The organism is Pseudomonas sp. IAC-BECa141, assembly GCF_020544405.1.
GTDB lineage: Bacteria > Pseudomonadota > Gammaproteobacteria > Pseudomonadales > Pseudomonadaceae > Aquipseudomonas.
In genome coordinates, this window is record NZ_CP065410.1 from 116,264 (window position 1) to 142,991 (window position 26,728).

A 26,728-nucleotide genomic window follows, 5' to 3' on the forward strand; every position below is an offset into this window, starting at 1 on the left:
TGCAACAACGCGGCAAATTGTCCGACGGTTTGCGCTAACAAAAACGCCCCGACAAGTCGGGGCGTTCTGTATTGCCGGCGAGGTTTACTCGACCGCTTTGACCATGTCTTCGATGACTTTCTTCGCGTCGCCGAACACCATCATGGTCTTGTCCAGGTAGAACAGTTCGTTGTCCAGACCGGCATAGCCGCTGGCCATCGAGCGCTTGTTGACGATGATGGTCTTGGCCTTGAACGCTTCGAGGATCGGCATGCCGGCAATCGGCGATTTCGGATCGTTCTTGGCGGCCGGGTTGACCACGTCGTTGGCGCCGAGCACCAGCACCACGTCGGCCTGGCCGAACTCGGAGTTGATGTCTTCCATCTCGAACACCTGGTCGTACGGCACTTCGGCTTCGGCCAGCAGTACGTTCATGTGTCCGGGCATCCGACCGGCCACCGGGTGGATCGCATACTTCACGGTCACGCCATGATGGGTCAGTTTCTCGGTGAGCTCTTTCAGCGCATGCTGCGCACGGGCCACCGCCAGACCGTAGCCAGGCACGATGATCACGGTGTCGGCGTTGGTCAGCAGGAAGGTTGCGTCGTCAGCCGAACCGGATTTCACCGGACGGGCTTCCTTCTCACCGGCAGGACCGGCGTCCGCGGTGTTGCCGAAACCGCCGAGCAGTACATTAAAGAAGGAACGGTTCATCGCCTTGCACATGATGTACGAGAGGATCGCACCGCTCGAACCCACCAGCGAGCCGGCAATGATCAGCATCGAGTTGTTCAGCGAGAAGCCGATACCCGCTGCCGCCCAGCCGGAATAGCTGTTGAGCATCGACACCACCACCGGCATGTCGGCGCCGCCGATCGGGATGATGATCAGCACGCCCATGACGAACGCCAGGGCCAGCATCAGTGCGAACGCGGCGAGGTTGCCGGTCAGCATGAAGGTGACGCCGAGGATCAGCGTCGCCAGGCCCAATACTGCGTTCAGCTTGTGCTGACCGCTGAACTGTACCGGTGCGCCCTGGAACAGACGGAACTTGTACTTGCCCGAGAGCTTGCCGAACGCAATCACCGAACCGGAGAAGGTGATTGCACCGATGGCTGCGCCGAGGAACAGCTCCAGACGGTTACCCGCCGGGATCGAGTCGCCCAGTTGCTTGACGATGCCCAGGGACTGCGGCTCGACCACGGCAGCAATGGCGATGAACACCGCTGCCAGACCGATCATGCTGTGCATGAACGCAACCAGTTCCGGCATCTTGGTCATTTCAACGCGCTTGGCCATGATCGAACCGGCGGTGCCGCCGATCAGCAGACCGACGATCACATAGCCAATGCCGGCGGTGGCCCCGCCTTGTTCTAAAGAGAGCGCGCCGAGCTTATAGATGAGGCCGACAGTGGTCAGGATTGCCAACGCCATGCCGAGCATGCCGAACAGGTTGCCGCGGCGCGACGTGGTCGGGTGCGACAGGCCTTTGAGGGCCTGGATGAAGCAGATCGACGCGATCAGATAGAGCGTCGTGACGAGGTTCATGCTCATTACTTAGGCGCCTCTTCTTTTGCTTTCGGGGCTTTCTTCTTGAACATCTCGAGCATGCGGCGGGTGACCAGGAAGCCACCGAACACGTTGACCGCGGCCAGTGCCACCGCGAGGGTGCCCATGGTCTTGCCCAGCGGGGTGACGGTCAGTGCGGCGGCGAGCATGGCGCCGACGATCACGATCGCCGAAATGGCGTTGGTCACGGCCATCAAAGGCGTGTGCAGCGCGGGTGTAACGTTCCAGACCACGTGGTAACCGACATAAATCGCCAGCACGAAGATGATCAGGTTGTAGATACCGGGGGAGATAAGCTCTTCCATCGTCTGAATCCCTGCTTAGGCGTTTTTGCGGATGACTTGGCCGTCGCGGCACATCAGGCACGCGGCGACGATGTCGTCTTCGAGGTTCACTTCGAACTGGCCTTCTTTGGTGAAGACCAGCTTCAGGAAGTCCAGCAGGTTGCGTGCGTACAGCGCCGAGGCGTCTGCGGCGACTTCACCGGCGAGGTTAGTCGGGCCGACGATGGTCACGCCGTTCTCGATCACGACCTGATCGGCCACGGTCAGCGGGCAGTTGCCCCCCTGGGCTGCAGCGAGGTCGATGACCACCGAGCCGGGTTTCATCTGCGCCACGGTTTCCGCGCTGAGCAGCGTCGGTGCCTTGCGACCCGGAATCAGTGCGGTGGTGATGACGATGTCGGCCTGCTTGGCGCGCTCGTGCACGGCCTGGGCCTGACGCTGCATCCAGCTCGCCGGCATCGGGCGGGCGTAACCGCCGACGCCGACCGCGCATTCGCGTTCTTCATCGGTCTCGTAAGGCACGTCGACGAACTTGGCGCCGAGGGACTCGATCTGTTCCTTTACGGCCGGACGTACGTCGGACGCTTCGATGACGGCACCCAGACGTTTCGCCGTGGCAATCGCCTGCAACCCGGCCACGCCGGCCCCCAGAATCAGCACGCGCGCCGCTTTTACGGTGCCCGCGGCAGTCATCAGCATCGGCATGAAGCGTGGATAGTAGTGAGCAGCCAGAAGCACGGCCTTGTAGCCGGCAATGTTCGCCTGGGACGACAGCACGTCGAGGCTCTGAGCCCGGGAGGTACGTGGCGCCGCTTCCAGGGCGAACGCGGTAATCCCGCACTCGGCCATCTTCGCGATGGTGTCGTTGTTGAACGGGTTGAGCATGCCCACCAGCACTGTGCCGCGCTTGATCAGCGTGAGCTCGGCATCGCTTGGCGCGACCACTTTGAGAATCAGCTCGGCGCCAAACGCGTCATTGGCACTGCCAATGGTTGCGCCTGCCGCTTCATAGGCACTGTCGACAACGCTGGCTTTAACGCCGGCGCCGGATTGCACAGTGACCTTATGACCTTGGCTGATCAGCTTTTTAATGGTTTCCGGGGTTGCAGCAACCCGTGTTTCACCGGTCTGGGTTTCGAGAGGAACACCAATGTGCACGTCAAATCTCCTGCGTGATCTTATTGAGTAAACCCATGCACTACGGATGGTGCGACTGGGGCGGCCGATCAGCACGATCCCGCCAAATCAGGGCGGGGCGCGGCATTTTGCAGGCGAAGTTTATGCCCTTCAAGGGATTATGACGGGTGACGGAAAATTAACTACAAGTCATCCCGTGACCGAATGTCGCAGATGGCCAGTTGAATCCCTTGCAGGCCGTGCCTTTCAAGGAGTCTGGATGAATTTGAAGATTTTTCTCATCGGTGACGTGAATAGGCCGCAATGAGTCGCGAATGAGGGCGCAAAGCCACGTCGGCAGGCGCTTGTGGGACGTCTGTACGACTTTCGGATACAGTCTGTCTATTTGCGACAAATAGTTATATCTGTAGGGCTTTGATTTTCCTGACTACGGGGTTAGTAATCGCTGAAACCCTTTAGCCCTCTAGGTTGTAGCTGTGTGCCTGATTCACCAGCCAATCGCGAAAAGCCTTGAGGGAGGCCGATTCGACCTTTCGCTCCGGAATCATCAGGTAATACGCCTTGATGCTGGAGAGCGCGTTCGGGTTGGCAATCACCAGGCGTTTCTCGGCCAATTCGCGTTGAATCAGGAATGGCGGGATCAGCGCGATGCCCATGTCGTGCATGGCCGCCTGGGCCAGCATGGAGAATAGCTCGTAGCGCGGACCTGTCATGTCTCGGGGGATGTTCAGGTGCTGCGAGTTGAACCACTGTCGCCAGGCATAGGGGCGGGTGGTTTGCTGGAGGAGAGGGAGATCGGCGATTTCATCGGGTGTCAGGTGAGTTTTGTTGCCGAGCAGGGTGGGGCTGCACACCGGCATCGGACTCTCGCCCATCAGTCTGTGGGATTCGGTACCCGACCAATCGGCATCGCCGAAGTAGATGGCAGCATCGAACTCGGTGTCGGCAAACAGGAAAGGGCGGGTACGGTTGGTCAGGTTGACCGTTACTTCCGGATGCTTGATCTGGAAGTCCTTCAATCTTGGCAGCAGCCATTGCGTGCCGAAGGTGGGCACCACGGCGAGCTCGATCACGTTGGTGCCTTGCTGACCCATCACTGACAGCGTGTCGCGCTCGACGGCATCAAGCTGGGTCGCTACTCGACGGCTGTAGGAAAGCCCCGCTTCTGTCAGCTTTACTCCGCGACGGGAGCGTCGGAACAGTTCGACACTGAGGAAGTCCTCGAGACTGGCTATCTGTCGGCAAATGGCGCCTTGGGTGAGGGAAAGTTCTTCGGCGGCCTTGGTAAAGCTCTCGTGACGGGCGGCGGCTTCGAAGCTGATAAGGGCGGTGGTGCTGGGTATCTTGCGGCGCATGTACGTCAACCTCACTAATACATCGCTTAATCGGCATCTCGCGACGTTTCGGAGTGAGAAATTAGCACAACAGGATGCGAAATCCTCGTTTGCCGGGAGGGCGAAGCGGGCCTAGGATCAATGCCACGTTAATTCACCCGATTTGCGAGGACTCACTCATGGGCGGTAAAGCTAGCTTCAACTGGATCGATCCACTGCTACTGGATCAACAGCTCACTGAAGAAGAACGCATGATCCGCGACGCTGCCGAGCAATTCGCCCAGCAGAGCCTCGCGCCGCGCGTTCTGGAAGCCTTCCGACATGAGAAGACTGACCCGGCAATCTTTCGTGAAATGGGTGAAGTCGGCCTGTTGGGGGCGACCATTCCCGAGCAGTATGGTGGCAGCGGCCTCAACTATGTCAGTTACGGTCTGATTGCTCGTGAAGTCGAGCGTGTTGATTCCGGCTACCGTTCGATGATGAGCGTGCAGTCTTCGCTGGTGATGGTGCCGATCAACGAATTCGGTACCGAAGCACAGAAACAGAAGTATCTGCCGAAACTGGCTTCCGGTGAGTGGATCGGCTGTTTCGGTCTGACCGAGCCGAACCACGGTTCCGACCCGGGCGCGATGATTACGCGTGCACGCAAGGTCGAAGGCGGCTACAGCCTGACCGGCGCCAAGATGTGGATCACCAACAGCCCGATCGCCGACGTGTTCGTGGTCTGGGCCAAGGACGACGCCGGCGATATTCGCGGCTTTGTATTGGAGAAGGGCTGGAAAGGCCTGAGCGCCCCGGCGATTCACGGCAAGGTCGGCCTGCGGGCTTCGATCACTGGTGAGATCGTCATGGACAACGTGTTCGTGCCGGAAGAAAACATCTTCCCGGATGTGCGTGGTCTGAAAGGTCCGTTCACCTGCCTCAACTCTGCACGTTATGGCATCTCCTGGGGTGCGCTGGGCGCGGCCGAGTTCTGCTGGCACACCGCTCGCCAGTACACCCTGGATCGTCAACAGTTCGGCCGTCCGCTGGCTGCTACTCAGTTGATCCAGAAAAAACTGGCTGACATGCAGACCGAAATCACTCTGGCACTGCAAGGCTGCCTGCGTCTGGGTCGCATGAAGGACGAAGGCACTGCTGCGGTTGAGATCACTTCGATCATGAAGCGCAACTCTTGCGGCAAGTCTCTCGAAATCGCCCGCATGGCGCGTGACATGCTGGGTGGCAACGGGATCTCCGATGAATTCGGCGTGGCCCGTCACCTGGTTAACCTGGAAGTAGTGAATACCTATGAAGGTACTCACGACGTTCACGCGCTGATCCTCGGTCGTGCGCAGACCGGCCTGCAGGCGTTCTATTAACAGGAGAGCGACCATGGGCGCGCTGTCGCATCTGCGGGTATTGGATTTATCGCGAGTGCTGGCCGGCCCATGGGCTGGTCAGATTCTCGCCGATCTTGGGGCGGAAGTGATCAAGGTTGAGCGCCCGGGCAATGGTGACGATACCCGCGCCTGGGGTCCGCCCTTTCTGAAAGACGCTTATGGCGAGAACACCAGCGAGGCGGCGTATTACCTGTCGGCCAATCGCAACAAGCAATCGGTGACGATCGACTTCACGCGTCCCGAAGGTCAGAAGCTTGTGCGTGAGCTGGCTGCCAAGTCGGACATCCTGATCGAGAACTTCAAGGTTGGTGGTCTGGCGGTTTATGGCTTGGACTATGAGTCATTGAAGGCTGTCAATCCGGATCTGATTTATTGCTCGATCACTGGTTTCGGTCAGACCGGGCCGTATGCGAAGCGTGCGGGTTACGACTTCATGATCCAGGGACTTGGCGGGCTGATGAGCCTCACTGGACGTCCTGAAGGCGATGAAGGCGCCGGCCCGGTGAAGGTGGGTGTGGCGCTGACGGATATTCTGACCGGCCTGTATTCGACTGTGGCGATCCTGGCCGCGCTGGCTAACCGCGATCATGTTGGCGGTGGGCAACATATCGATATGGCGCTGCTGGATGTGCAGGTGGCGTGCCTGGCCAACCAGGCGATGAACTATCTGACGACCGGGACCGCGCCGAAACGGCTGGGGAATGCGCATCCGAATATCGTGCCGTATCAGGATTTTCCTACGGCAGACGGCGACTTCATTCTCACGGTAGGTAATGACGGACAGTTCCGAAAATTTGCCGAAGTGGCCGGGCAGCCGCAGTGGGCGGACGATCCGCGTTTCGCGACTAATAAGTTGCGGGTGGCGAACCGCGCTGTGCTGATTCCGTTGATCCGCCAGGCGACTGTCTTCAAGACGACTGCCGAGTGGGTGGCTCAGCTGGAGCAGGCAGGGGTGCCGTGTGGGCCGATCAATGATCTGTCGCAGGTGTTCGAGGATCCGCAGGTGAAGGCTCGCGGGTTGGCGATTGAGCTGCCTCATGCGCTGGCGGGGACGGTGCCGCAGGTGGCTAGCCCGATCCGGTTGTCGCGGACGCCTGTCGAGTATCGCCATGCGCCTCCTTTGCTGGGCGAGCATACATTCGACGTTTTGCAGCGGGTACTGGGTCTTGGGGCGGGAGCAGTCGCTGCGATGAAAGAGGATGGGGTGCTCTGATGGCTCTTTCTATATAGAAGGGGGGATGCTGAATCCTTCTTCTATATAGAGGGACTTGAAGAGGGACTTGAGTGTTTTTTGGCTTTTTCGCAAGTTATTGAAAGAAAAGCGAAATTAAGGGTTGACGGCAGATTCTGAGTCTCTATAATTCGCCCCACTTCCGGCGCAGTCGAAACGGAAAACTCATTGAGATTCAATGAGTTAAGCAGGTTTCGAAGGCGGGTCGCTTCAGTTCATCGAAGCCTGGAAGGCGTTGGAAATGCCGGTGTGTTGGGGCGCTTTCAACGGTTCGATCTTCTCGGTCGAAAGCGAAGAAAAAGAGGTGTTGACAGCAGCGTGTAACGCTGTAGAATTCGCCTCCCGCTAACGAGAGATCGGAAGCGCAAGTGGTTGAAGTTGTTGAAGAAATCTTCAAAAACTTCTGAAAATAATCACTTGACAGTAAATGAGGCTGCTGTAGAATGCGCGCCTCGGTTGAGACGAAAGATCTTAACCAACCGCTCTTTAACAACTGAATCAAGCAATTCGTGTGGGTGCTTGTGGAGTCAGACTGATAGTCAACAAGATTATCAGCATCACAAGTTACTCCGCGAGAAATCAAAGATGTAACCAACGATTGCTGAGCCAAGTTTAGGGTTTCTTAAAAACCCAAAGATGTTTGAACTGAAGAGTTTGATCATGGCTCAGATTGAACGCTGGCGGCAGGCCTAACACATGCAAGTCGAGCGGATGAAGGGAGCTTGCTCCTTGATTCAGCGGCGGACGGGTGAGTAATGCCTAGGAATCTGCCTGGTAGTGGGGGACAACGTTTCGAAAGGAACGCTAATACCGCATACGTCCTACGGGAGAAAGCAGGGGACCTTCGGGCCTTGCGCTATCAGATGAGCCTAGGTCGGATTAGCTAGTTGGTGAGGTAATGGCTCACCAAGGCGACGATCCGTAACTGGTCTGAGAGGATGATCAGTCACACTGGAACTGAGACACGGTCCAGACTCCTACGGGAGGCAGCAGTGGGGAATATTGGACAATGGGCGAAAGCCTGATCCAGCCATGCCGCGTGTGTGAAGAAGGTCTTCGGATTGTAAAGCACTTTAAGTTGGGAGGAAGGGTTGTAGATTAATACTCTGCAATTTTGACGTTACCGACAGAATAAGCACCGGCTAACTCTGTGCCAGCAGCCGCGGTAATACAGAGGGTGCAAGCGTTAATCGGAATTACTGGGCGTAAAGCGCGCGTAGGTGGTTCGTTAAGTTGGATGTGAAATCCCCGGGCTCAACCTGGGAACTGCATCCAAAACTGGCGAGCTAGAGTATGGTAGAGGGTGGTGGAATTTCCTGTGTAGCGGTGAAATGCGTAGATATAGGAAGGAACACCAGTGGCGAAGGCGACCACCTGGACTGATACTGACACTGAGGTGCGAAAGCGTGGGGAGCAAACAGGATTAGATACCCTGGTAGTCCACGCCGTAAACGATGTCAACTAGCCGTTGGGAGCCTTGAGCTCTTAGTGGCGCAGCTAACGCATTAAGTTGACCGCCTGGGGAGTACGGCCGCAAGGTTAAAACTCAAATGAATTGACGGGGGCCCGCACAAGCGGTGGAGCATGTGGTTTAATTCGAAGCAACGCGAAGAACCTTACCAGGCCTTGACATCCAATGAACTTTCCAGAGATGGATTGGTGCCTTCGGGAACATTGAGACAGGTGCTGCATGGCTGTCGTCAGCTCGTGTCGTGAGATGTTGGGTTAAGTCCCGTAACGAGCGCAACCCTTGTCCTTAGTTACCAGCACGTTATGGTGGGCACTCTAAGGAGACTGCCGGTGACAAACCGGAGGAAGGTGGGGATGACGTCAAGTCATCATGGCCCTTACGGCCTGGGCTACACACGTGCTACAATGGTCGGTACAAAGGGTTGCCAAGCCGCGAGGTGGAGCTAATCCCATAAAACCGATCGTAGTCCGGATCGCAGTCTGCAACTCGACTGCGTGAAGTCGGAATCGCTAGTAATCGCGAATCAGAATGTCGCGGTGAATACGTTCCCGGGCCTTGTACACACCGCCCGTCACACCATGGGAGTGGGTTGCACCAGAAGTAGCTAGTCTAACCTTCGGGAGGACGGTTACCACGGTGTGATTCATGACTGGGGTGAAGTCGTAACAAGGTAGCCGTAGGGGAACCTGCGGCTGGATCACCTCCTTAATCGACGACATCAGCTGCTTCATAAGCTCCCACACGAATTGCTTGATTCATTGAAGAAGACGAAAGAAGCAGCCCGAAATTGGGTCTGTAGCTCAGTTGGTTAGAGCGCACCCCTGATAAGGGTGAGGTCGGCAGTTCGAATCTGCCCAGACCCACCAATTTTGTGTGGGAAACGCCTGTAGAAATACGGGGCCATAGCTCAGCTGGGAGAGCGCCTGCCTTGCACGCAGGAGGTCAGCGGTTCGATCCCGCTTGGCTCCACCACTACTGCTTCTGAAGTAAGAGCTTAGAAATGAGCATTCCATCGGGCTGATGGTGAATGTTGATTTCTAGTCTTTGACTAGTTCGTTCTTTAAAAACTTGGGTATGTGATAGAAAGATAGACTGAAAGCCACTTTCACTGGTGGTGATCAGGCTAAGGTAAAATTTGTGAGTTCTCTTAGTTGAGAAATTCGAATTTTCGGCGAATGTCGTCTTCACAGTATAACCAGATTGCTTGGGGTTATATGGTCAAGTGAAGAAGCGCATACGGTGGATGCCTTGGCAGTCAGAGGCGATGAAAGACGTGGTAGCCTGCGAAAAGCTTCGGGGAGTCGGCAAACAGACTTTGATCCGGAGATGTCTGAATGGGGGAACCCAGCCATCATAAGATGGTTATCTTGTACTGAATACATAGGTGCAAGAGGCGAACCAGGGGAACTGAAACATCTAAGTACCCTGAGGAAAAGAAATCAACCGAGATTCCCTTAGTAGTGGCGAGCGAACGGGGACTAGCCCTTAAGTGGCTTTGAGATTAGCGGAACGCTCTGGAAAGTGCGGCCATAGTGGGTGATAGCCCTGTACGCGAAAGTCTCTTAGTCATGAAATCGAGTAGGACGGAGCACGAGAAACTTTGTCTGAATATGGGGGGACCATCCTCCAAGGCTAAATACTACTGACTGACCGATAGTGAACTAGTACCGTGAGGGAAAGGCGAAAAGAACCCCGGAGAGGGGAGTGAAATAGATCCTGAAACCGTATGCGTACAAGCAGTGGGAGCAGACATTGTTCTGTGACTGCGTACCTTTTGTATAATGGGTCAGCGACTTATTTTCAGTGGCGAGCTTAACCGAATAGGGGAGGCGTAGCGAAAGCGAGTCTTAATAGGGCGTCTAGTCGCTGGGAATAGACCCGAAACCGGGCGATCTATCCATGGGCAGGTTGAAGGTTAGGTAACACTGACTGGAGGACCGAACCGACTACCGTTGAAAAGTTAGCGGATGACCTGTGGATCGGAGTGAAAGGCTAATCAAGCTCGGAGATAGCTGGTTCTCCTCGAAAGCTATTTAGGTAGCGCCTCATGTATCACTGTAGGGGGTAGAGCACTGTTTCGGCTAGGGGGTCATCCCGACTTACCAAACCGATGCAAACTCCGAATACCTACAAGTGCCGAGCATGGGAGACACACGGCGGGTGCTAACGTCCGTCGTGAAAAGGGAAACAACCCAGACCGTCAGCTAAGGTCCCAAAGTTATGGTTAAGTGGGAAACGATGTGGGAAGGCTTAGACAGCTAGGAGGTTGGCTTAGAAGCAGCCACCCTTTAAAGAAAGCGTAATAGCTCACTAGTCGAGTCGGCCTGCGCGGAAGATGTAACGGGGCTCAAACCATACACCGAAGCTACGGGTATCACGCAAGTGATGCGGTAGAGGAGCGTTCTGTAAGCCTGTGAAGGTGAGTTGAGAAGCTTGCTGGAGGTATCAGAAGTGCGAATGCTGACATGAGTAACGACAATGGGTGTGAAAAACACCCACGCCGAAAGACCAAGGTTTCCTGCGCAACGTTAATCGACGCAGGGTTAGTCGGTCCCTAAGGCGAGGCTGAAAAGCGTAGTCGATGGAAAACAGGTTAATATTCCTGTACTTCTGGTTATTGCGATGGAGGGACGGAGAAGGCTAGGCCAGCTTGGCGTTGGTTGTCCAAGTTTAAGGTGGTAGGCTGAAATCTTAGGTAAATCCGGGGTTTCAAGGCCGAGAGCTGATGACGAGTTGCCTTTAGGCGACGAAGTGGTTGATGCCATGCTTCCAAGAAAAGCTTCTAAGCTTCAGATAACCAGGAACCGTACCCCAAACCGACACAGGTGGTTGGGTAGAGAATACCAAGGCGCTTGAGAGAACTCGGGTGAAGGAACTAGGCAAAATGGCACCGTAACTTCGGGAGAAGGTGCGCCGGTGAGGGTGAAGCACTTGCTGCGTAAGCCCACGCCGGTCGAAGATACCAGGCCGCTGCGACTGTTTATTAAAAACACAGCACTCTGCAAACACGAAAGTGGACGTATAGGGTGTGACGCCTGCCCGGTGCCGGAAGGTTAATTGATGGGGTTAGCTAACGCGAAGCTCTTGATCGAAGCCCCGGTAAACGGCGGCCGTAACTATAACGGTCCTAAGGTAGCGAAATTCCTTGTCGGGTAAGTTCCGACCTGCACGAATGGCGTAACGATGGCGGCGCTGTCTCCACCCGAGACTCAGTGAAATTGAAATCGCTGTGAAGATGCAGTGTATCCGCGGCTAGACGGAAAGACCCCGTGAACCTTTACTATAGCTTTGCACTGGACTTTGAATTTGCTTGTGTAGGATAGGTGGGAGGCTTTGAAGCGTGGACGCCAGTTCGCGTGGAGCCATCCTTGAAATACCACCCTGGCAACTTTGAGGTTCTAACTCAGGTCCGTTATCCGGATCGAGGACAGTGTATGGTGGGTAGTTTGACTGGGGCGGTCTCCTCCTAAAGAGTAACGGAGGAGTACGAAGGTGCGCTCAGACCGGTCGGAAATCGGTCGTAGAGTATAAAGGCAAAAGCGCGCTTGACTGCGAGACAGACACGTCGAGCAGGTACGAAAGTAGGTCTTAGTGATCCGGTGGTTCTGTATGGAAGGGCCATCGCTCAACGGATAAAAGGTACTCCGGGGATAACAGGCTGATACCGCCCAAGAGTTCATATCGACGGCGGTGTTTGGCACCTCGATGTCGGCTCATCACATCCTGGGGCTGAAGCCGGTCCCAAGGGTATGGCTGTTCGCCATTTAAAGTGGTACGCGAGCTGGGTTTAGAACGTCGTGAGACAGTTCGGTCCCTATCTGCCGTGGACGTTTGAGATTTGAGAGGGGCTGCTCCTAGTACGAGAGGACCGGAGTGGACGAACCTCTGGTGTTCCGGTTGTCACGCCAGTGGCATTGCCGGGTAGCTATGTTCGGGAAAGATAACCGCTGAAAGCATCTAAGCGGGAAACTTGCCTCAAGATGAGATCTCACTGGAACCTTGAGTTCCCTGAAGGGCCGTCGAAGACTACGACGTTGATAGGTTGGGTGTGTAAGCGCTGTGAGGCGTTGAGCTAACCAATACTAATTGCCCGTGAGGCTTGACCATATAACACCCAAGCAATCTGCAGACTCGAAAGAGACCAGATTGCGGTGTGTGAAGACGCAATGAACCGAAAGTTCGACGCTCACAAAACACCGAAAGCTGTCACATACCCAATTTGCTGAAGCGAGGCCATCTGGTCACGAGTCAGTACCCGAATTTCTTGACGACCATAGAGCGTTGGAACCACCTGATCCCATCCCGAACTCAGAAGTGAAACGATGCATCGCCGATGGTAGTGTGGGGTTTCCCCATGTGAGAGTAGGTCATCGTCAAGATTAAATTCCGAAACCCCAATTGCGAAAGCAGTTGGGGTTTTGTTTTAGTAGAAGTCACCGATTTTTGCCGGAACGTTACTGCGGTAACGGGCTGGTCACAGAATTTCTTGACGACCATAGAGCATTGGAACCACCTGATCCCATCCCGAACTCAGAAGTGAAACGATGCATCGCCGATGGTAGTGTGGGGTTTCCCCATGTGAGAGTAGGTCATCGTCAAGATTGAATTCCGAAACCCCTGTCTGCGAATGCAGACAGGGGTTTTGTCGTTTCAGAGTCCATAAAAGTCTGATCTTCAAACCGCTCTGCGTGCCTTGCCGCTCCGACGAGCCTGCCATTTGCGCCACCAGATATAGACGCCAGTTCCCGACAACCCCGCAATCAGAACACCCAATACCGCGATCATCACTTGTCCGCTGAAGCCTATTATCCGTCCCCCATGTATCGGCAACTGCAATCGATAAAACCGCTCTCCCAACGTCCCTTCTCCTGCGATCTCTTGTCCCAATAATCGTCCGTCAGTACCGTGGAAGAACAACCAGGATTTACCGTGGGCCTCAGTGTCATGCTGTCCGAACCCCGCACCGTAGAAGTTGTACTCAAAGCTGTAATACAACTCGCCGATCGCGGCTGTCAGCCCCAATCTTTTTCCCTCCTCCTGCGCCCGTTCGTATGCCTGTTGATAACTCAATCGGGTGATCCCCAACTCTTCGGCAGGCATTCGCCCTCGAGTCTCATAGACGCTCGGTTCAATCGGAGAAAACAACGACACCACCGGTTTGAAGGCCTGGCTCGGCAGGTTCATCGCCACGCTGCTGACGGCTATCGGCAGCAATAACAACCATAGCCACAAGCCCCCCGCCCGATGCAGATCGAAGTTGAGTCGATAAGCATGGCCGCCCTTGATCTTCCAGGCGCTCGACCATTTCTTCCAGAAAAGTTTACCCCTCGGTAATGTCAGCCAGAGGGCGACGAAGCAATCGATTACCCAAGCGATGGCCACCAACCCCATCAACAGCAAACCCCAGTTACCGGGCAGTGTCAGGTTGTAGTGAAACTCAAGAATGAACGGAACGAAGTTCTCGCGCTGGAAACAGCACTCGCCCCAATAACGCTGACCTTTCTGTTCGCCACTGACCGGGTCGAGGTAGAACACTTCATTGCGTTCTTTAAACGGTTTGCCCGTCGCCGGATCATTCCGCGGAACCGCCGCCAGCAATGCCGTGTGGCCTGTCTCATTCGGGTACTCCATGTACCAGACTTGCAACTTCGGATGTACCGATTGCACCGCATCAACCAGCTCACCTGGCGGTAGACGTTCCCCCTCGGCCGACGCTGCGTAAAACTCCGGATTCAACCACTCATCCAACTCATGGTTGAACGCCAGAAGGCTCCCCGTGATCCCGGCCAGCAGTAGAAAAACCGCCGTGGCCAACCCGATATACCGGTGCAATAAAACCAGAAACGAACGCATGAACATTCCCCCACAGATACGACAAAGCCAGCTCCTGAAATCAGGGGCTGGCTTCTTTATGCTCAAGACAAAGGCTCAGAACTGATAACTGACCGTCGCGGCGACGTTGCGCTCTTCGCCCATGTAGCAGAAGTCCAGACTGGCGCAGGAGGCTACGTAGGATTCGTTGGTCAGATTGTTTGCATTCAGGCGAACGTCGACACCCTTCAGACCTACCTTGCCGAGGTCATAGCCAATCGATGCGTCGAACAATGTGTAGGACGGCACCCTCATCGTGTTCTCTGCATCCGCCCAGCTATAGCCGACATAACGCACACCACCACCCAGGCGCAGCCCATCGAGTGCAGTGCTGTCAAACTTGTAGTCGGCCCACAGCGATGTCATGTGCCGCGGCGCCTGGGTCGGCGAGTTGCCTTTGTTCTCGATCACATTGGTCGGTGTGCTCAAAGTGCTGATCATCGATTTCGAGTATTCAATGTCGGTAAATGTGTAACTGCCGAGGACTTTCAAGTTGTCGGTCAACTGCATGTGCGCTTCCAGTTCCAGACCTTGAGAGCGGACAGCGCCTACAGCGCGATAGAAGTTTTCCTGCGGAAGTTTGGTCGCCAGGTTCTCCTGATCGATGCGGAACAGCGAAGCGGTGAACAGGTTGTCGGTGCCCGGCGGCTGATACTTCAGGCCCATTTCCCACTGAGTTCCATCGGTCGGTGCGAGCGGATTGCCGGCGCTGTCCGCGTAGGAATTCGGGTTGAACGATTCGGAATAGCTGACGTACGGCGCGAGGCCGTTATCGAACAGATACAGCGCGCCGGCACGGCCGGTGAGCTTGGTGCGTCGATCATTGATCTCGGTGCCGACCGGACGGCCCGCTTCGGCGATGCGGTTTTCGTCGGAGGTTTCCACCCAGTCCTGACGCAGTCCCAGCGAGAAGCGCCACTTGTCCATTTCGATCAGGTCTTGCAGGTAAACGCCGGTCTGCTCCAGGCGCCGCAGGTAGCTGGTATTGCCGTACGGCGTAATAGCGGAATTGCCGTACACCGGGTTGAACGCGTTGATCGGCGCCAGGCCGCCACTGGTCCAGTCGACCACGGTTTTGCGTCGCTGGTAATCCGCCCCCATCAGCACCGTGTGCTTGGTCGCACCGGTGAAAAATTCGGCCTGCAGCATGTTGTCGACGATGAACGCGTGCAGACGCTCGTCGCCGCCGGTGTAGTAGCGATTCAGTTCGTTGCTGGTCGGCGACGTCCAGCCATAGGCGTATACCTGATCCATGTTCACTTTGGAGTCGAGGTAGCGGAAATTCTGCCGCGCGGTGAAGACGTCGTTGAAGCGGTGTTCGAACTGGTAACCGAACGACTGCTGATCACGGGAGTAACTATCGATGCCTGGCTCGCCTTCGAAGAAATGCGGCGAGATGCGATGGCCGTTGCGCTGATGAATCGTGCCGTCAGCCGGCACACCGCCGTGGTAACCGCCATCCGGGTCATGTTGCAGATACGCTTGCAGCGTCAGCGACGTGTCTTCGCTGAAATCGATGCTGACCGTCGGCGCGAGGGCGAAGCGCTTTTCCTTGTTGTGGTCGAATTGCGTGTCGGACTGATCCGTCAATCCGGTCAGACGATAGGCGATACGCTTGTTGTCATCGACCGGTCCGCTGAAGTCAAAACCGACACCGCGCTGGCCCTGTGTGCCGATCGTGGCCTGTACCTGGTGATAGGCTTCGTACAGCGGCTTCTTGCTGGTCAGCGCGACCAGACCGCCTGGCGAGCTACGACCGTAGAGCACTGACGACGGGCCTTTCAGAATATCGACGCGCTCAAGGAAATACGGATCGACCTGCATCGTGCTGTAGGTGCCGCTGTCGCCCATCGACTTGAGGCCGTCGAGGTAAATGTTATCCACCGAACCGTCGTTGAAACCGCGCATTGCCACGTAGTCGTAACGGTGCGTGGCGCCGTAAGGGTTGGTCAGCACGCCGGGGGTGTAACGCATGGCCTGGGACACGGTTTGGGATCCCTGGTCATCCATTTGCTCGCGAGTGACGACGGACACGCTTTGCGAAGTTTCCAGCAGCGCAGTACTGGTTTTGGTGGCGATCTGGCTGTGCGTCGCGTTGTAGCCGTCCATGCTGCCCAACGCGTTGCCGAGGGCGAAGCCTTTGATGTCGGTGGTCGGCAGGGCCAGCGCTTCGGTTTCTGCGACGGAGCGCAATACATAACTGCTGCCGTCCTGGCTGATCGCTTCCAGACCCGAACCACCGAGCAGATGACTCAGCGCCTGATCGGTCGAATACTCGCCCTGCACGCCGGGTGATTGTCGGCCCTGGGTCTGCTGAGGCGTCATCGACAAAGTGATGTTTGCCTGACGCGCGAACTGATTGAGGGCATCGCCCAATAGTCCGGCGGCGATGTTATAGCGGTGGTTGCTGAGCTCGCTGGCATTGGCCGCCATGCTCAGGCTCGGCAACACGCCAACACCCAGTGCGGTAGAAAACAGCGCCGCCCGGACGGCATGACGCAACAGGCCGGATTCGGAAGAGAAATTCAGAGGGTTCTTACAGGTAACGCGCGCAGTCATTGTAGGTTTCCGTAGGCAGTCGCGAAGGCTGAGTTGAAGTGCTTACTGACTAAGCCGGACTTGCCACGAAAACCCGCCAAAATAATTTCAGGCCACAGACTCCAGTGTCACCCACCAGCGGGTGCGATAACGCAATTGCACCGGCAGGGTCTGCGGCAGGACCGCCAGCAGCTTGTCGGTGTCCGCAAGGCGGAATACGCCGGACAGGCGTAGATCCGCAATGTCCGACGCGCAGCTCAGAAACCCCTGACGATAACGGCCGACCTCGCTGACGAAGTCACCCAGCCGCATGTTGCGAGTCACGATCAACCCGTCGACCCAGGCACCAGCGTCCATGTCCGAGGGTGGCGCGGGGCGAATTTGATGGTGATCGATCAGATAGCTCTGACCGGCGATGACCTCTGCCGAATTGCCAGCGGAGTGAATCGCAACCCGGCCACTGGTGACGCTCAGGCGCGTGCAACCCTCTTCCTCGCGCAGAATGAATCGCGCCTTGAACGGCTCGTAAGTGCCATGACGGCTCTGCACCCGCAGCGGTCGGTCAAACGGCGCACCTTCATCGGCACCGCCGCAGGTGACGACGATTTCGCCTCGGGTCAGTTTGATCAGCCGTTGTTGCGCGGTGTAGTCGAGATCCACGCTGCTGGCAGTGTTGAGTTCGATCCGCGTGCCGTCCGGCAACTGGTAGCCACGGCGCTCGCCGGTGGCGGTGGCGTAGTCGGCGCTCCACTGTTGCCAGACGGAAGTGTCTCTGGCCAGCCATCCCGCCGAGCCCACCAGCAAAGCGCCGGACAATAGCTTCAACGCCTGACGTCGTCCCAACCCCTGCGCACTGTTTTCCAGCGTGTTGAACGCCACCTGCGCACCGGGCACGGCGCGCAAATTGTGGTTCAGTTCAGCTTGCAGAGACTGCACCCGTTGCCAGGCCAGTTCATGATCATGGTGTTCGGCGCGCCATTGTTCGCACTGGCGATTCAGGCGCAGGTTGCCATGGTTGTTGCGCAGGCGCAGGAGCCAGTGAATGGCCTGTCGGACCACCTGCTGCGGTGGCTCGGCACGACGGCCAAGCGAGGGGTTATCCACCGGCATCAGCTTTCATACCGCAGCACATAGCAGTGAAACAGGGCATCGGCGACGTAGCGTTCTACGGAGCGCAGGGACAGGCCCATCCGCTCGGCAATCTGCCTGTGGGTCAAACCTTCGCACTGCGCCAGCAGAAATGCCTGACGCACTTTCGGCTTCAAGCCTTCAAGCATGCGTGCGATGCCTTCGAGCAATTCGATCACCAAGGCGCGGGCTTCGGCACTCGGTGTTTCGGCTTCAGGCAAGTGGGTGATGGTTTCCAGATAGGCGCGTTCAATTTCTTCACGGCGCCAATGATCGATCACCAGACCCCGGGCAACCGTACGCAAAAATGCGCGGGGTGCCTTGAGCTCCAGACGCTCGGTGCGTTGCAGCAGGCGAACGAAGGTGTCCTGAGCCAGATCCGCCGCATCGGCGGCATTGCCCAGCCGCGCGCGCAACCAGCCGTTGAGCCAGCCGTGATGACTACTGTAAAGCGCCTGTACTGCAAACTCAGGTGAGGACATGAACGCGACAGCCCGAACGTCACAAATGATAATTAGTCGCATTGTCATCAAGGGTTACAGAATTTGCAACCGGCGCTGCAAAACCGTCATCAAAAAATGACAGGCGAACGCTCTGGCACGCCGTTCGGCGGGAACTGGCAGAAATGCCGTCCATTTCCTACAAAACGCTAAGTTTTCTCCGAATCGTGCCGACAGACTGGTGAGACATGCGTGCACCAAAGTAGAGCAGCCATCAGAACGCTGCCTGCGCTGTACATGGAATGTTGCATACGGAACGCATCCCCACTTTTCGCATAAGAAGTCCCATGAAATGAATCTCAAGTTCAGCCATAAAATCCTGCTGGCCGCCTCGGGCGTCGTGGTCCTGGCGTTCGCGCTGTTTACTTTGTACAACGACTATCTGCAGCGAAATACCATTCGCCAAAACCTCCAGTCCTCGGTCCAGCAGGCCGGTGACCTGACCGCCAGCAGTGTGCAGAACTGGATGAGCGGGCGGATTCTGGTACTGGAAAACCTCGCGCAGAACGTCGCTCATCAAGGCAAGAATGCCGACTTCCCTGGGCTGGTCGATCAACCGGCCTTCACCTCGAACTTTCAGTTCACCTACGTCGGTCAGGCCAACGGTGTGTTCACCCAGCGCCCTGACGCGAAGATGCCGGACGGCTACGATCCGCGTCAGCGTCCTTGGTACAAGCAGGCCGTGGCCGCTGACCAGACCATGCTGACCCCGCCATACATGGCTGCCGTTGGCGGTCTGGTGGTGACCATCGCCATGCCCGTGAAAAAGAACGGTGAACTGCTCGGCGTAGTGGGCGGTGACCTGAGCCTGGAAACCCTGGTGAAGATCATCAACTCGGTGGACTTCGGCGGCCTGGGCCACGCGTTCCTGGTCAGCGGTGACGGTCAGGTGATTGTCAGCCCGGACAAAGATCAGGTGATGAAGAACCTCAAGGACATCTACCCGAACGCCGGTGTGCGCATCGAGAAGGGCAATCAGAACGTGGTGCTCAACGGCCAGGAACGCATCCTGTCGTTCACCCCGGTGACCGGTCTGCCGAATGCCGAGTGGTACATCGGCCTGTCGATCGACCGCGACAAGGCCTACGCCGCACTCAGCCAGTTCCGTACCTCGGCGGTGATTGCGATGTTCGTCGCCGTGGGCGCGATTGCGGTGTTCCTGAGCCTGTTGATCACCGTCCTGATGCGTCCGCTGATCACCATGGGCCGCGCGATGCAGGACATCGCCCAGGGTGAAGGTGACCTGACCCGCCGTCTGGTGGTGGAAAGCAAGGACGAGTTCGGTGAGCTGGGCAGTTCGTTCAATCAGTTCGTGGAGCGGATTCACGCCTCCATTTCCGAAGTGTCTTCCGCGACCCGTCACGTACACGACCTGTCGCAACGGGTGATGGCATCGTCCAACGCCTCGATCATCGGTTCGGACGAGCAAAGCGCGCGCACCAACAGCGTCGCTGCTGCGATCAATCAGCTGGGTGCCGCCACCCAGGAAATCGCCCGCAACGCCGCCGATGCTTCGCAACACGCCAGCGGCGCGAGCGAACAGGCTGAGGATGGTCGTCAGGTGGTCGAGCAGACGATTCAGGCCATGACCGAGCTGTCGCAGAAGATCAGTCTGTCGTGCACCCAGATCGAAACCCTGAACGCGAGCACCGACAACATCGGCCACATTCTCGATGTGATCAAAGGCATCTCCCAACAGACCAACCTGCTGGCGCTCAATGCGGCTATCGAAGCGGCCCGTGCCGGTGAAGCCGGACGCGGGTTTGCGGTGGTGGCGGACGAAGTGCGCAACCTCGCTCACCGCACCCAGGAATCGGCGGAAGAAATCCACAAGATGATCACCTCGCTGCAGGTCGGCTCCCGTGAAGCGGTGAGCACCATGAACGCCAGTCAGGCGTCCAGCGAAGAGAGCGTTGAAGTGGCGAACCAGGCCGGTCTGCGGCTGGTCAGCGTGACCCAGCGCATCGGTGAAATCGACGGCATGAACCAGTCGGTGGCAGCGGCTACCGAAGAGCAGACCGCCGTGGTGGAAACCCTCAACGTCGACGTCAACCAGATCAACCTGCTGAACCAGCAGAGCGTGGCCAACCTCAATGAAACGTTGAAGGATTGCGATGCGTTGTCGCAGCAGGCCAATCGTTTGAAACAGCTGGTCGACAGCTTCAAGATCTGACATCACGTCAGACCGCGTTATCGTTCATCGCGGGCAAGCCCGCTCCCACAGGATTTCTGGCGCACGCAACATTTGTGACCGACCTGGAACCCGTGGGAGCTGGCTTGCCAGCGATAGCGGTGGCTCAATCACCGTAGAGCTGAAGCCTAAATAAACAGCTTCAGCACATTCCCCATCGCATCATCGGCAAACCCCTGCACGAAATCCTTGAACCCCGGCAGTGCCTCGGGGCCGCCGCTGGCCGGCTCGGCGATGATCGTCCAGGTCGCCCGCGACTTGCCCGCGCCCAGCGACTCCACATTCATCGCCGCCCACAGATTGGCCACGCCCAGCGTGTTGTAGATCGTGGTCCAGGTCATGCTCAACGCCTGGTCGTCCCGGGAGTTGAGTTGCTCGACCACCACGTTGCCATCCTTGAAGAACTTTTTGCGCAGCGAAGACACGCCTTCGCCGGTCATTTCGATGTGCGACAGCGCCGGAATGAAACGGTCGAAACCGTCGAATTTACCGACCACTGCCCACACTTGCCTGGCGTCCACCGGCACTTCCACCGAAGATACGACGTGGCAGCCGTGAGGGTTTTTGATCAGGGTGTCGGGTTGAAGATTGCTCATGGTGTTGCTCCTTGGTTGATGAGTCAGATGAAGTTGATTTCTTTCAGGTAGTCGCAGCCGCGACGCAGCAGCGCCGGGGATTTTTCCGGGTAATGCGCGCCCATCTGCTGCACGCCGGCCTGGGCGTTGGCGTGGCCGATCAGAGAGATGTCGCCGATGTCTTCCTCGAAGCCGTTGAGGTAGAAACCGAGTACGCCGAACAGCGCGTTGTCGGCATCGACCCGCTCCAGTTGCTGCTGCCAGTCGGCGACGCTGACCAGCGAAAACTCGCTGCCGGTTTCGCGGAACGACGCGACATAGGCATCCCAGCTCAGAGGCTCCGGGTTGTGCAGGTTGAACACCGCCCGTTCGGCCGAATAACGGCTGGCGTGGAAGGCGATGAAACGGGCGAGAAAATCCACTGGCATCAGGTCGAAATTCAGCGCGAAGGCGGGTACCTGACCGAGCTGGATCGAGCCCTTGAGCATCAGCATCAAACGGTTCTTGTGCGGCTGGCAGACACCGCTGAGGCTGTTGAAACTGATGTTGCCGGGCCGATACAGATTGACCCGAACCCCACGCTCCCGCGCCCGTTCCAGGATGCGTTCGCCGACCCATTTCGACAGGTTGTAGCCGTTGCGGATGTAGATCGGCGGCGTCGGTGCGGCGGGCAATTCCAGCACCCGGCCTGCGTCGTCGACGGTGCTGGAGGCGGACAGTGTCGAGACGAAATTGAACACCTTCTTGCTGCGCCCTTCGCACAGCCGCAGCAGTTCGAAAATCGGCTCGACGTTGTCCGCCGCCAACGACTCGTAATCGAGCACGTGATTGACGTTGGCCGCGTTGTGCACCAGCGCGCCGAACTCGCGATCCAGTCGCTCGAAATCCCCATCGGCCAGGCCCAGTTGCGGCCGGGTGATGTCCGCCGAATAGACCCGCACCCGACTCAGGTCCAGATGCTCCAGCCGGTTCTCTCGCAGGGCTTGGGCAAAGCGCTGCGCCGCCGTTTGCCCGCCGCCATCGCGCACCAGACACGCCACTTCGCTGGCGCCCCATCCCAGTAGCGCCTCGACGATGTGCACACCGACAAAACTGTTGGCGCCGGTGACAATCACCTTGTGAACATCGCCCATGCGACTGATCGGCAACGGCTCGATGTCCAGGGCTCGCTCGGCGTCGGCCATCGCCTGGGCGCTGAGCACCGCGCTGTCATCGGTGCCCTGCACCAGCGTGGCGAGCTTGGCAATGGTCGGCAATTCGATGAAGCGGTTGATCGAAATACTGCGACCGAACTCCTCCCGCAGACGCAGGAGCATGCGTGACAGCAGAATCGAGTGACCGCCGAGATTGAAGAAGCTTTCGTCGGTGGAAATGTCGCTGGTCGGCAGCTCCAGCAACTCGCCCCAGATTTCCAGCAGCAATGCTTCGTCGGCATTGGCCGGCAGGCATTTCGGGCCGCTGTCCTGCACGCTGACCGGCAGTTCCAGCAAGGCCTTGCGATCGACTTTGCCGTTGGCGGCGAACGGCATGTTCGCCAGTTCCGTCCACGCCACCGGCTGCATGTAGTCGGGCAAAAACTGCTGCGCATGTGCTTTCAACGCGTCGCGCGCGGCATCCGATTGCGGCTGGGCGAGGAATGCCAGAATCCGCCGCTGACTGTCGATCACCACCGCGATTTGCCGATACAACTGACTCTCGCGCAGGCAGCGCTCGATCTCCTCCGGCTCGACCCGGAAGCCGCGGATCTTCACCTGATTGTCGCGGCGCCCGCACAGCTCTATGCCGTCTTCGCCCCACTTGGCCATATCGCCGCTGCGGTAGGCACGCAGGCGCTGGCCGTCCGGCAATTCCAGGTCCAGATAGCGCTCCGCCGTCTGCTGCGGATTGTTCAGGTAACCCAGGCACACGCCGGGGCCGATGATGAACAGTTCGCCCACGGTTTGCTCCGACACCGGTTGCAGATCGTCATCGAGGATCAGCACCTGACTGTTGGCGATCGGCCCGCCGAGGATGCGATTGCTGTCGCCCGGTTGCAGTTGCCGCGCGGTGATCAACACTGTGGCTTCGGTAGGGCCGTAGAGGTTGTGCAGCTTGCCCTGGCGCGTCAGTTGCTCGATCACGAACGGCTCGCAGACATCGCCGCCGGTCATGATTTGCCCGATGCTTTGCAGTTGCTCCAGCGGCAGGATGCTCAGCAGTGCTGGCGGCAGGAACGCGTGGGTCAGCTGTCGGCGACGGATCAACGCCACCAGTTGCAGCGGATCGCGGCGCTGGTTGTCGTCGGGCACTACCAGTTCCGCGCCTTTGAGCAGGGTCGGGAAGATGTCGATCAGCGACGAGTCAAAACTCAGCGACGAGAACTGCAACACCCGGCTCTCTTCATGCAATTGCACATAGTCGGCGTACCACGCGGTGAAGTGCGCGAGGTTCGCCTGACTCAGCAGCACACCCTTCGGATGCCCGGTGGTGCCCGAGGTGTAGAGCGCCATGCATGGTGCATCGAGCTGGGGTCGACGACGCATCAGCGGTAGCGACAGATCGACGTCAGTGCGTTCGATGCGACAGACATCCAGCCCCGGCATCGAACCGCTCAGTGGATGTTCGCCGTCGTGCAGCAACAACACCGCCCCGGCGTTTTCCAGAATGTACTGCTGGCGCTGAAGTGGGTGGCTCGGTTCCAGCGGCAGATACACCGCGCCGCTGCCGAGAATCGCCAGAATCGAGGCAAACAGCGCATCGCATTTCGGCAGGCAAATCCCCACCACCCACGGCTGCGGCTGGGTCTCCAGGATTGCCAGCAACCGTTGCTGAATCGCCCGGCTGTGATCATGCAACTGGCGATAGCTGACCGACTGCTCGGCAAGGTGCAGCGCCGGGCGCTCCGCGTGCTCGATCAGGCTTTGTTGCAGCCGCTCGATCACCGGGATCTGCGCCTGTTGCAGCAAGGTCGGATGGTCCGTGGCATTGAAGCGATGGACGTAGGCCAGGCTATCGAGAAACAGCAGGTTTTCCACCTGCTCGAAGTCCGGCGCACGGGCTGTCGTCGCATGCTGGAAATACTCGGCATCACGGGAAAAGCGGCTGACCAGTAGCGCCACTTCGTCCACCACCTGCGCCAGTGTTCGCTGGCGCAGGGCCTGACCGTTGCCGGACGGTTCGTCGGCGATCGGCACGCGGCTCAGCAGTGTCGAGTGGCACAGGCACAGCAGATCAAGCACCGGCAAACCGCCGGCGCCCGTTGCACCGATACCCAGACATAAAGTCAGGAGAGGTGTCACGCCGTAATCCTGCGGCGCAAGACTGCCGTCATCGATCACCAGGTCCATCGACGGAGCGGTTTCTGTCAGCAATGAATGACCGTGTTGTTCGAGCTCATGCGCCAGGTCGGTCAAGGCCTGGCTGCGGCCCCTCAGCAAAATGTCGAGACGTCTCATGTCAGCCTCCTTGTCAAACCAGGTAGTCGCGCAGGGCGTGCTGCACGCACGGTGTGTCGAGCAGCGAGCTGTTGTGGAAGAACCGCACGATGTTGCCCACCAGCGGGTGGTGACGATTGATCGGGAAGGCCAACCCGGCCATCTCGTCTTTCAGTGCGCGACGGGTTGCCTCGCTGACTGGCAGGGCGTCGATCAGGCGCAGGTCGAAGGACTTCTGAATGTCGTTGGTCAGGTAATGGCCGATGAACACCGGCAGGATCTGCGCGATGCATTGACGATCCGCATCGCTCGCGGTGTGCCAGTAGATGCGCACCATCCGCGCCCAGAAACTCGAGTGTCGACCCTCGTCGAGCAAGTGATCGGCCATCAGACCCTTGATCGATGGCTTGACCGTGTCGTCCCGGGCGAACGCCGCGACATCGCCGGTCACGGTGTTCTCGGCGATGGCTACGCAAATCAGTTCCACGGCGCTGCGCAGGTGTTCCGGAGCCAGTTCGACGGCGGCGGGAATTGCCCGGCTCAGTTCGATTTCATTCGGTAGCTCGATCGGCTCGATGCCGGTCATGGCCACGGTCTGCTGCATGAAATCCATCGCCACCAGCGCGTGGTAATCCTCGTCCACCACCACGGTCATGGCGTCGTAGCGACAGGCGAACGGGAAGGGCACGGCGAAGCGGTTCTTGGCGATGCTGCGGGCGGTCTTGTCGACGATCTCGGTTTCGAAAATCACCACGTCGTTGATGAATTTGTACAGCGTCTGCACCAGAGCGAAATCACGCTGTTCGGGGCATTCGCGCAGGAAGGTTTCGCTGAGCACCAACGGCTGGCGGCTGAGCGGATAGATCAGCCGCGCGTCATCCTCCAGCACGCGGCGCGGCCGGGTGCGAATGGTCGCGCGGCTTTCCCAGGCATCGGCGAAAGACTGGTAGTCGGCGGCGTTCATTGGGCCACCTCCACCAGCGGTTCGCGCATGCTCAGGCGCAGGCCGTCCCAAAGGGCGATGCGGCTTTCCACGGCGGCGATGGCGCTGGCGTAAACCTCGGCTTCGCGCTGCGGATCGCCATCCACCAGTCGATCCAGCAGTTGTTCGGCGGCCGGGCCGTGGTCTTCCGAGTCGACCTCGATGTGCCGTTCGAGGTAGTAACGGAAGGTCGGCGCCTGTTCGACGCCGATGCCCCAGGCATCGAGCATGCGCTGGAACATGGTCGGGATCACGCTCTCGCGACCGTGCAGGAAGGCAGCGGCAACGCTGTGACCGGGTGCATGCAGCGCGGTGTGCAAGGTGTCACAGACGAACCGCGCCGCCGCCGGATCTACTTCGACGCTTTGCAGGGCGACGTCGTAACTGACGCCCTCCTGTTGCAGCGTCACGAAGCGCTCCACCGCTGTCGTGTCCGCACCGACTTCGCGCATGGCATCGAGGTACAGTTCGAAGTGACTGTAATGCCCGTGTGACAGCCGATCGTCAGATTCTTCCCCGAGCACGATTTCGTTGATCAGTCTTGCTGCGTGCGGATCGCGCGGCGGCAACCACGGCAGGCGAGTGCAAGTCAGTTCCTGCTGCAGACGCTTGGTCAGCGACATGAAGTCCCAGACGGCAAATACATGGGATTCCATGAACCGGCGTAATGTCTTCAAAGAATCTATTTCGGTGAAGATCGGATGAACGCTGAGTTCGGCTTTCTTTAGTGTAAGTTGCTCTTTTGTTGGCATGGTTGCGAGACTCTGGCTAATAGGGAATAGGGATTGCTCAATCAATTGCTAATGGCGTTGAACAAGTTTCTCCAGGCGAACGACAGCCTCATTCGGTTTCGATGAAAGCAGGCAATGTCTGAAGGGCCCAAGACAGCAGCGGACGGTCAAACCGTCGCAACCGAGGCCGTAGTGCAAGGTTGTGCCGGGTTTTTCATTTCGGATCCAAACTCGGCGAAGAAAAACTAATACATCGCAAAACAACTTAACAAGTTTATTTTCAATTATTTTTAGTTGGCTGTTTTTGAAGTATGAGTGGGTCTGATAAAACTTATAAGTTAAGTTTTATTTGGGCGTAGTTACTCCTTTCGGCGTTTAATGGCCAAAATTGAACGACAAGAGTGAATGCCTC

15 protein-coding genes, 2 tRNA genes, 4 rRNA genes and 1 pseudogene are annotated in these 26,728 nt (G+C 57.8%); 10 read left to right on the top strand and 12 right to left on the bottom strand.

Annotated features, from left to right (window positions below; genetic code table 11):
• Positions 1–84: 84 nt before the first annotated feature.
• The 4 genes from I5961_RS00575 to I5961_RS00590 all read right to left on the bottom strand — a co-directional run bounded on the left by I5961_RS00575 (position 85) and on the right by I5961_RS00590 (position 4,324).
• Entirely contained in the window at positions 85–1,533 is a 1,449-nt protein-coding gene (locus tag I5961_RS00575; protein ID WP_085696483.1) for an NAD(P)(+) transhydrogenase (Re/Si-specific) subunit beta, read from the bottom strand.
• Complete coding sequence (locus tag I5961_RS00580; protein ID WP_003220416.1) at positions 1,533–1,853, bottom strand: NAD(P) transhydrogenase subunit alpha; 321 nt, start codon at positions 1,851–1,853, stop codon at positions 1,533–1,535. The genes I5961_RS00575 and I5961_RS00580 overlap by 1 nt, the downstream gene beginning before the upstream one ends.
• A 15-nt stretch (positions 1,854–1,868) precedes the next feature.
• Positions 1,869–2,990, bottom strand: coding sequence for a Re/Si-specific NAD(P)(+) transhydrogenase subunit alpha (locus I5961_RS00585; protein ID WP_085690454.1), 1,122 nt, complete (start codon positions 2,988–2,990; stop codon positions 1,869–1,871).
• A gap of 434 nt (positions 2,991–3,424) precedes the next feature.
• Complete coding sequence (locus tag I5961_RS00590) at positions 3,425–4,324, bottom strand: LysR family transcriptional regulator (protein ID WP_085702202.1); 900 nt, start codon at positions 4,322–4,324, stop codon at positions 3,425–3,427.
• Positions 4,325–4,482: 158 nt separating this feature from the next.
• On the opposite strand from I5961_RS00590, the gene I5961_RS00595 reads away from it, so the two are divergent.
• From I5961_RS00595 to rrf (I5961_RS00630), 8 genes are all read left to right on the top strand, one after another.
• Positions 4,483–5,664, top strand: coding sequence for an acyl-CoA dehydrogenase (locus tag I5961_RS00595; RefSeq protein WP_085702201.1), 1,182 nt, complete (start codon positions 4,483–4,485; stop codon positions 5,662–5,664).
• A 13-nt stretch (positions 5,665–5,677) separates the two neighbouring features.
• Entirely contained in the window at positions 5,678–6,898 is a 1,221-nt protein-coding gene (locus I5961_RS00600; RefSeq protein ID WP_085702200.1) for a CaiB/BaiF CoA transferase family protein, read from the top strand.
• A 660-nt stretch (positions 6,899–7,558) separates the two neighbouring features.
• Positions 7,559–9,095, top strand: a 16S ribosomal RNA gene (locus I5961_RS00605).
• A gap of 81 nt (positions 9,096–9,176) precedes the next feature.
• A tRNA-Ile gene (locus I5961_RS00610) sits at positions 9,177–9,253 on the top strand.
• 30 nt (positions 9,254–9,283) lie between these two features.
• Positions 9,284–9,359, top strand: a tRNA-Ala gene (locus tag I5961_RS00615).
• A gap of 244 nt (positions 9,360–9,603) precedes the next feature.
• Positions 9,604–12,494: ribosomal RNA gene (locus tag I5961_RS00620) — 23S ribosomal RNA — on the top strand.
• 156 nt (positions 12,495–12,650) lie between these two features.
• Positions 12,651–12,766, top strand: a 5S ribosomal RNA gene (gene rrf / locus I5961_RS00625).
• A gap of 106 nt (positions 12,767–12,872) precedes the next feature.
• Positions 12,873–12,988 (top strand): 5S ribosomal RNA (gene rrf, locus I5961_RS00630).
• Together the 16S, 23S and 5S rRNA genes with 2 tRNA genes alongside form the textbook arrangement of a ribosomal RNA operon.
• A 73-nt stretch (positions 12,989–13,061) precedes the next feature.
• On the opposite strand, the gene I5961_RS00635 is transcribed toward rrf (I5961_RS00630), so the two are convergent.
• The 4 genes from I5961_RS00635 to I5961_RS00650 form a co-directional block, all read right to left on the bottom strand.
• Positions 13,062–14,240, bottom strand: coding sequence for a PepSY-associated TM helix domain-containing protein (locus tag I5961_RS00635; RefSeq protein WP_227234047.1), 1,179 nt, complete (start codon positions 14,238–14,240; stop codon positions 13,062–13,064).
• 75 nt (positions 14,241–14,315) lie between these two features.
• Positions 14,316–16,817 (bottom strand): TonB-dependent siderophore receptor, encoded by a 2,502-nt coding sequence (locus I5961_RS00640; RefSeq protein ID WP_227234048.1) that lies wholly within the window; start codon positions 16,815–16,817, stop codon positions 14,316–14,318.
• 87 nt (positions 16,818–16,904) lie between these two features.
• The gene (locus tag I5961_RS00645; protein ID WP_227234050.1) at positions 16,905–17,906 is read right to left on the bottom strand and encodes a FecR domain-containing protein; all 1,002 of its coding nucleotides are present in this window, start codon (positions 17,904–17,906) and stop codon (positions 16,905–16,907) included.
• Entirely contained in the window at positions 17,906–18,406 is a 501-nt protein-coding gene (locus tag I5961_RS00650) for a sigma-70 family RNA polymerase sigma factor (protein ID WP_085702818.1), read from the bottom strand. The genes I5961_RS00645 and I5961_RS00650 overlap by 1 nt, the downstream gene beginning before the upstream one ends.
• A 310-nt stretch (positions 18,407–18,716) precedes the next feature.
• Here I5961_RS00650 and I5961_RS28715 point away from each other — a divergent pair.
• Positions 18,717–19,742, top strand: a pseudogene (locus tag I5961_RS28715) (cache domain-containing protein); the annotation flags it as partial.
• Between the two features lie 69 nt (positions 19,743–19,811).
• Complete coding sequence (locus I5961_RS28720) at positions 19,812–20,597, top strand: methyl-accepting chemotaxis protein (RefSeq protein ID WP_371807395.1); 786 nt, start codon at positions 19,812–19,814, stop codon at positions 20,595–20,597.
• Positions 20,598–20,743: 146 nt separating this feature from the next.
• Here the strand turns inward: I5961_RS28720 and I5961_RS00660 are convergent, their stop codons facing one another.
• From I5961_RS00660 to I5961_RS00675, 4 genes are read right to left on the bottom strand one after another with little or no spacing between them, the layout of a single operon-like run.
• The gene (locus I5961_RS00660) at positions 20,744–21,211 is read right to left on the bottom strand and encodes an SRPBCC family protein (RefSeq protein WP_227234051.1); all 468 of its coding nucleotides are present in this window, start codon (positions 21,209–21,211) and stop codon (positions 20,744–20,746) included.
• A gap of 23 nt (positions 21,212–21,234) precedes the next feature.
• Entirely contained in the window at positions 21,235–24,624 is a 3,390-nt protein-coding gene (locus I5961_RS00665) for a non-ribosomal peptide synthetase (RefSeq protein ID WP_227234053.1), read from the bottom strand.
• A gap of 13 nt (positions 24,625–24,637) precedes the next feature.
• Positions 24,638–25,567: a diiron oxygenase gene (locus I5961_RS00670; RefSeq protein ID WP_085697918.1), complete on the bottom strand. Its 930-nt coding sequence runs from the start codon at positions 25,565–25,567 to the stop codon at positions 24,638–24,640.
• Positions 25,564–26,337: a DUF3050 domain-containing protein gene (locus I5961_RS00675; protein WP_085697919.1), complete on the bottom strand. Its 774-nt coding sequence runs from the start codon at positions 26,335–26,337 to the stop codon at positions 25,564–25,566. The genes I5961_RS00670 and I5961_RS00675 overlap by 4 nt, the downstream gene beginning before the upstream one ends.
• Between the last annotated feature and the right edge of the window lie 391 nt (positions 26,338–26,728).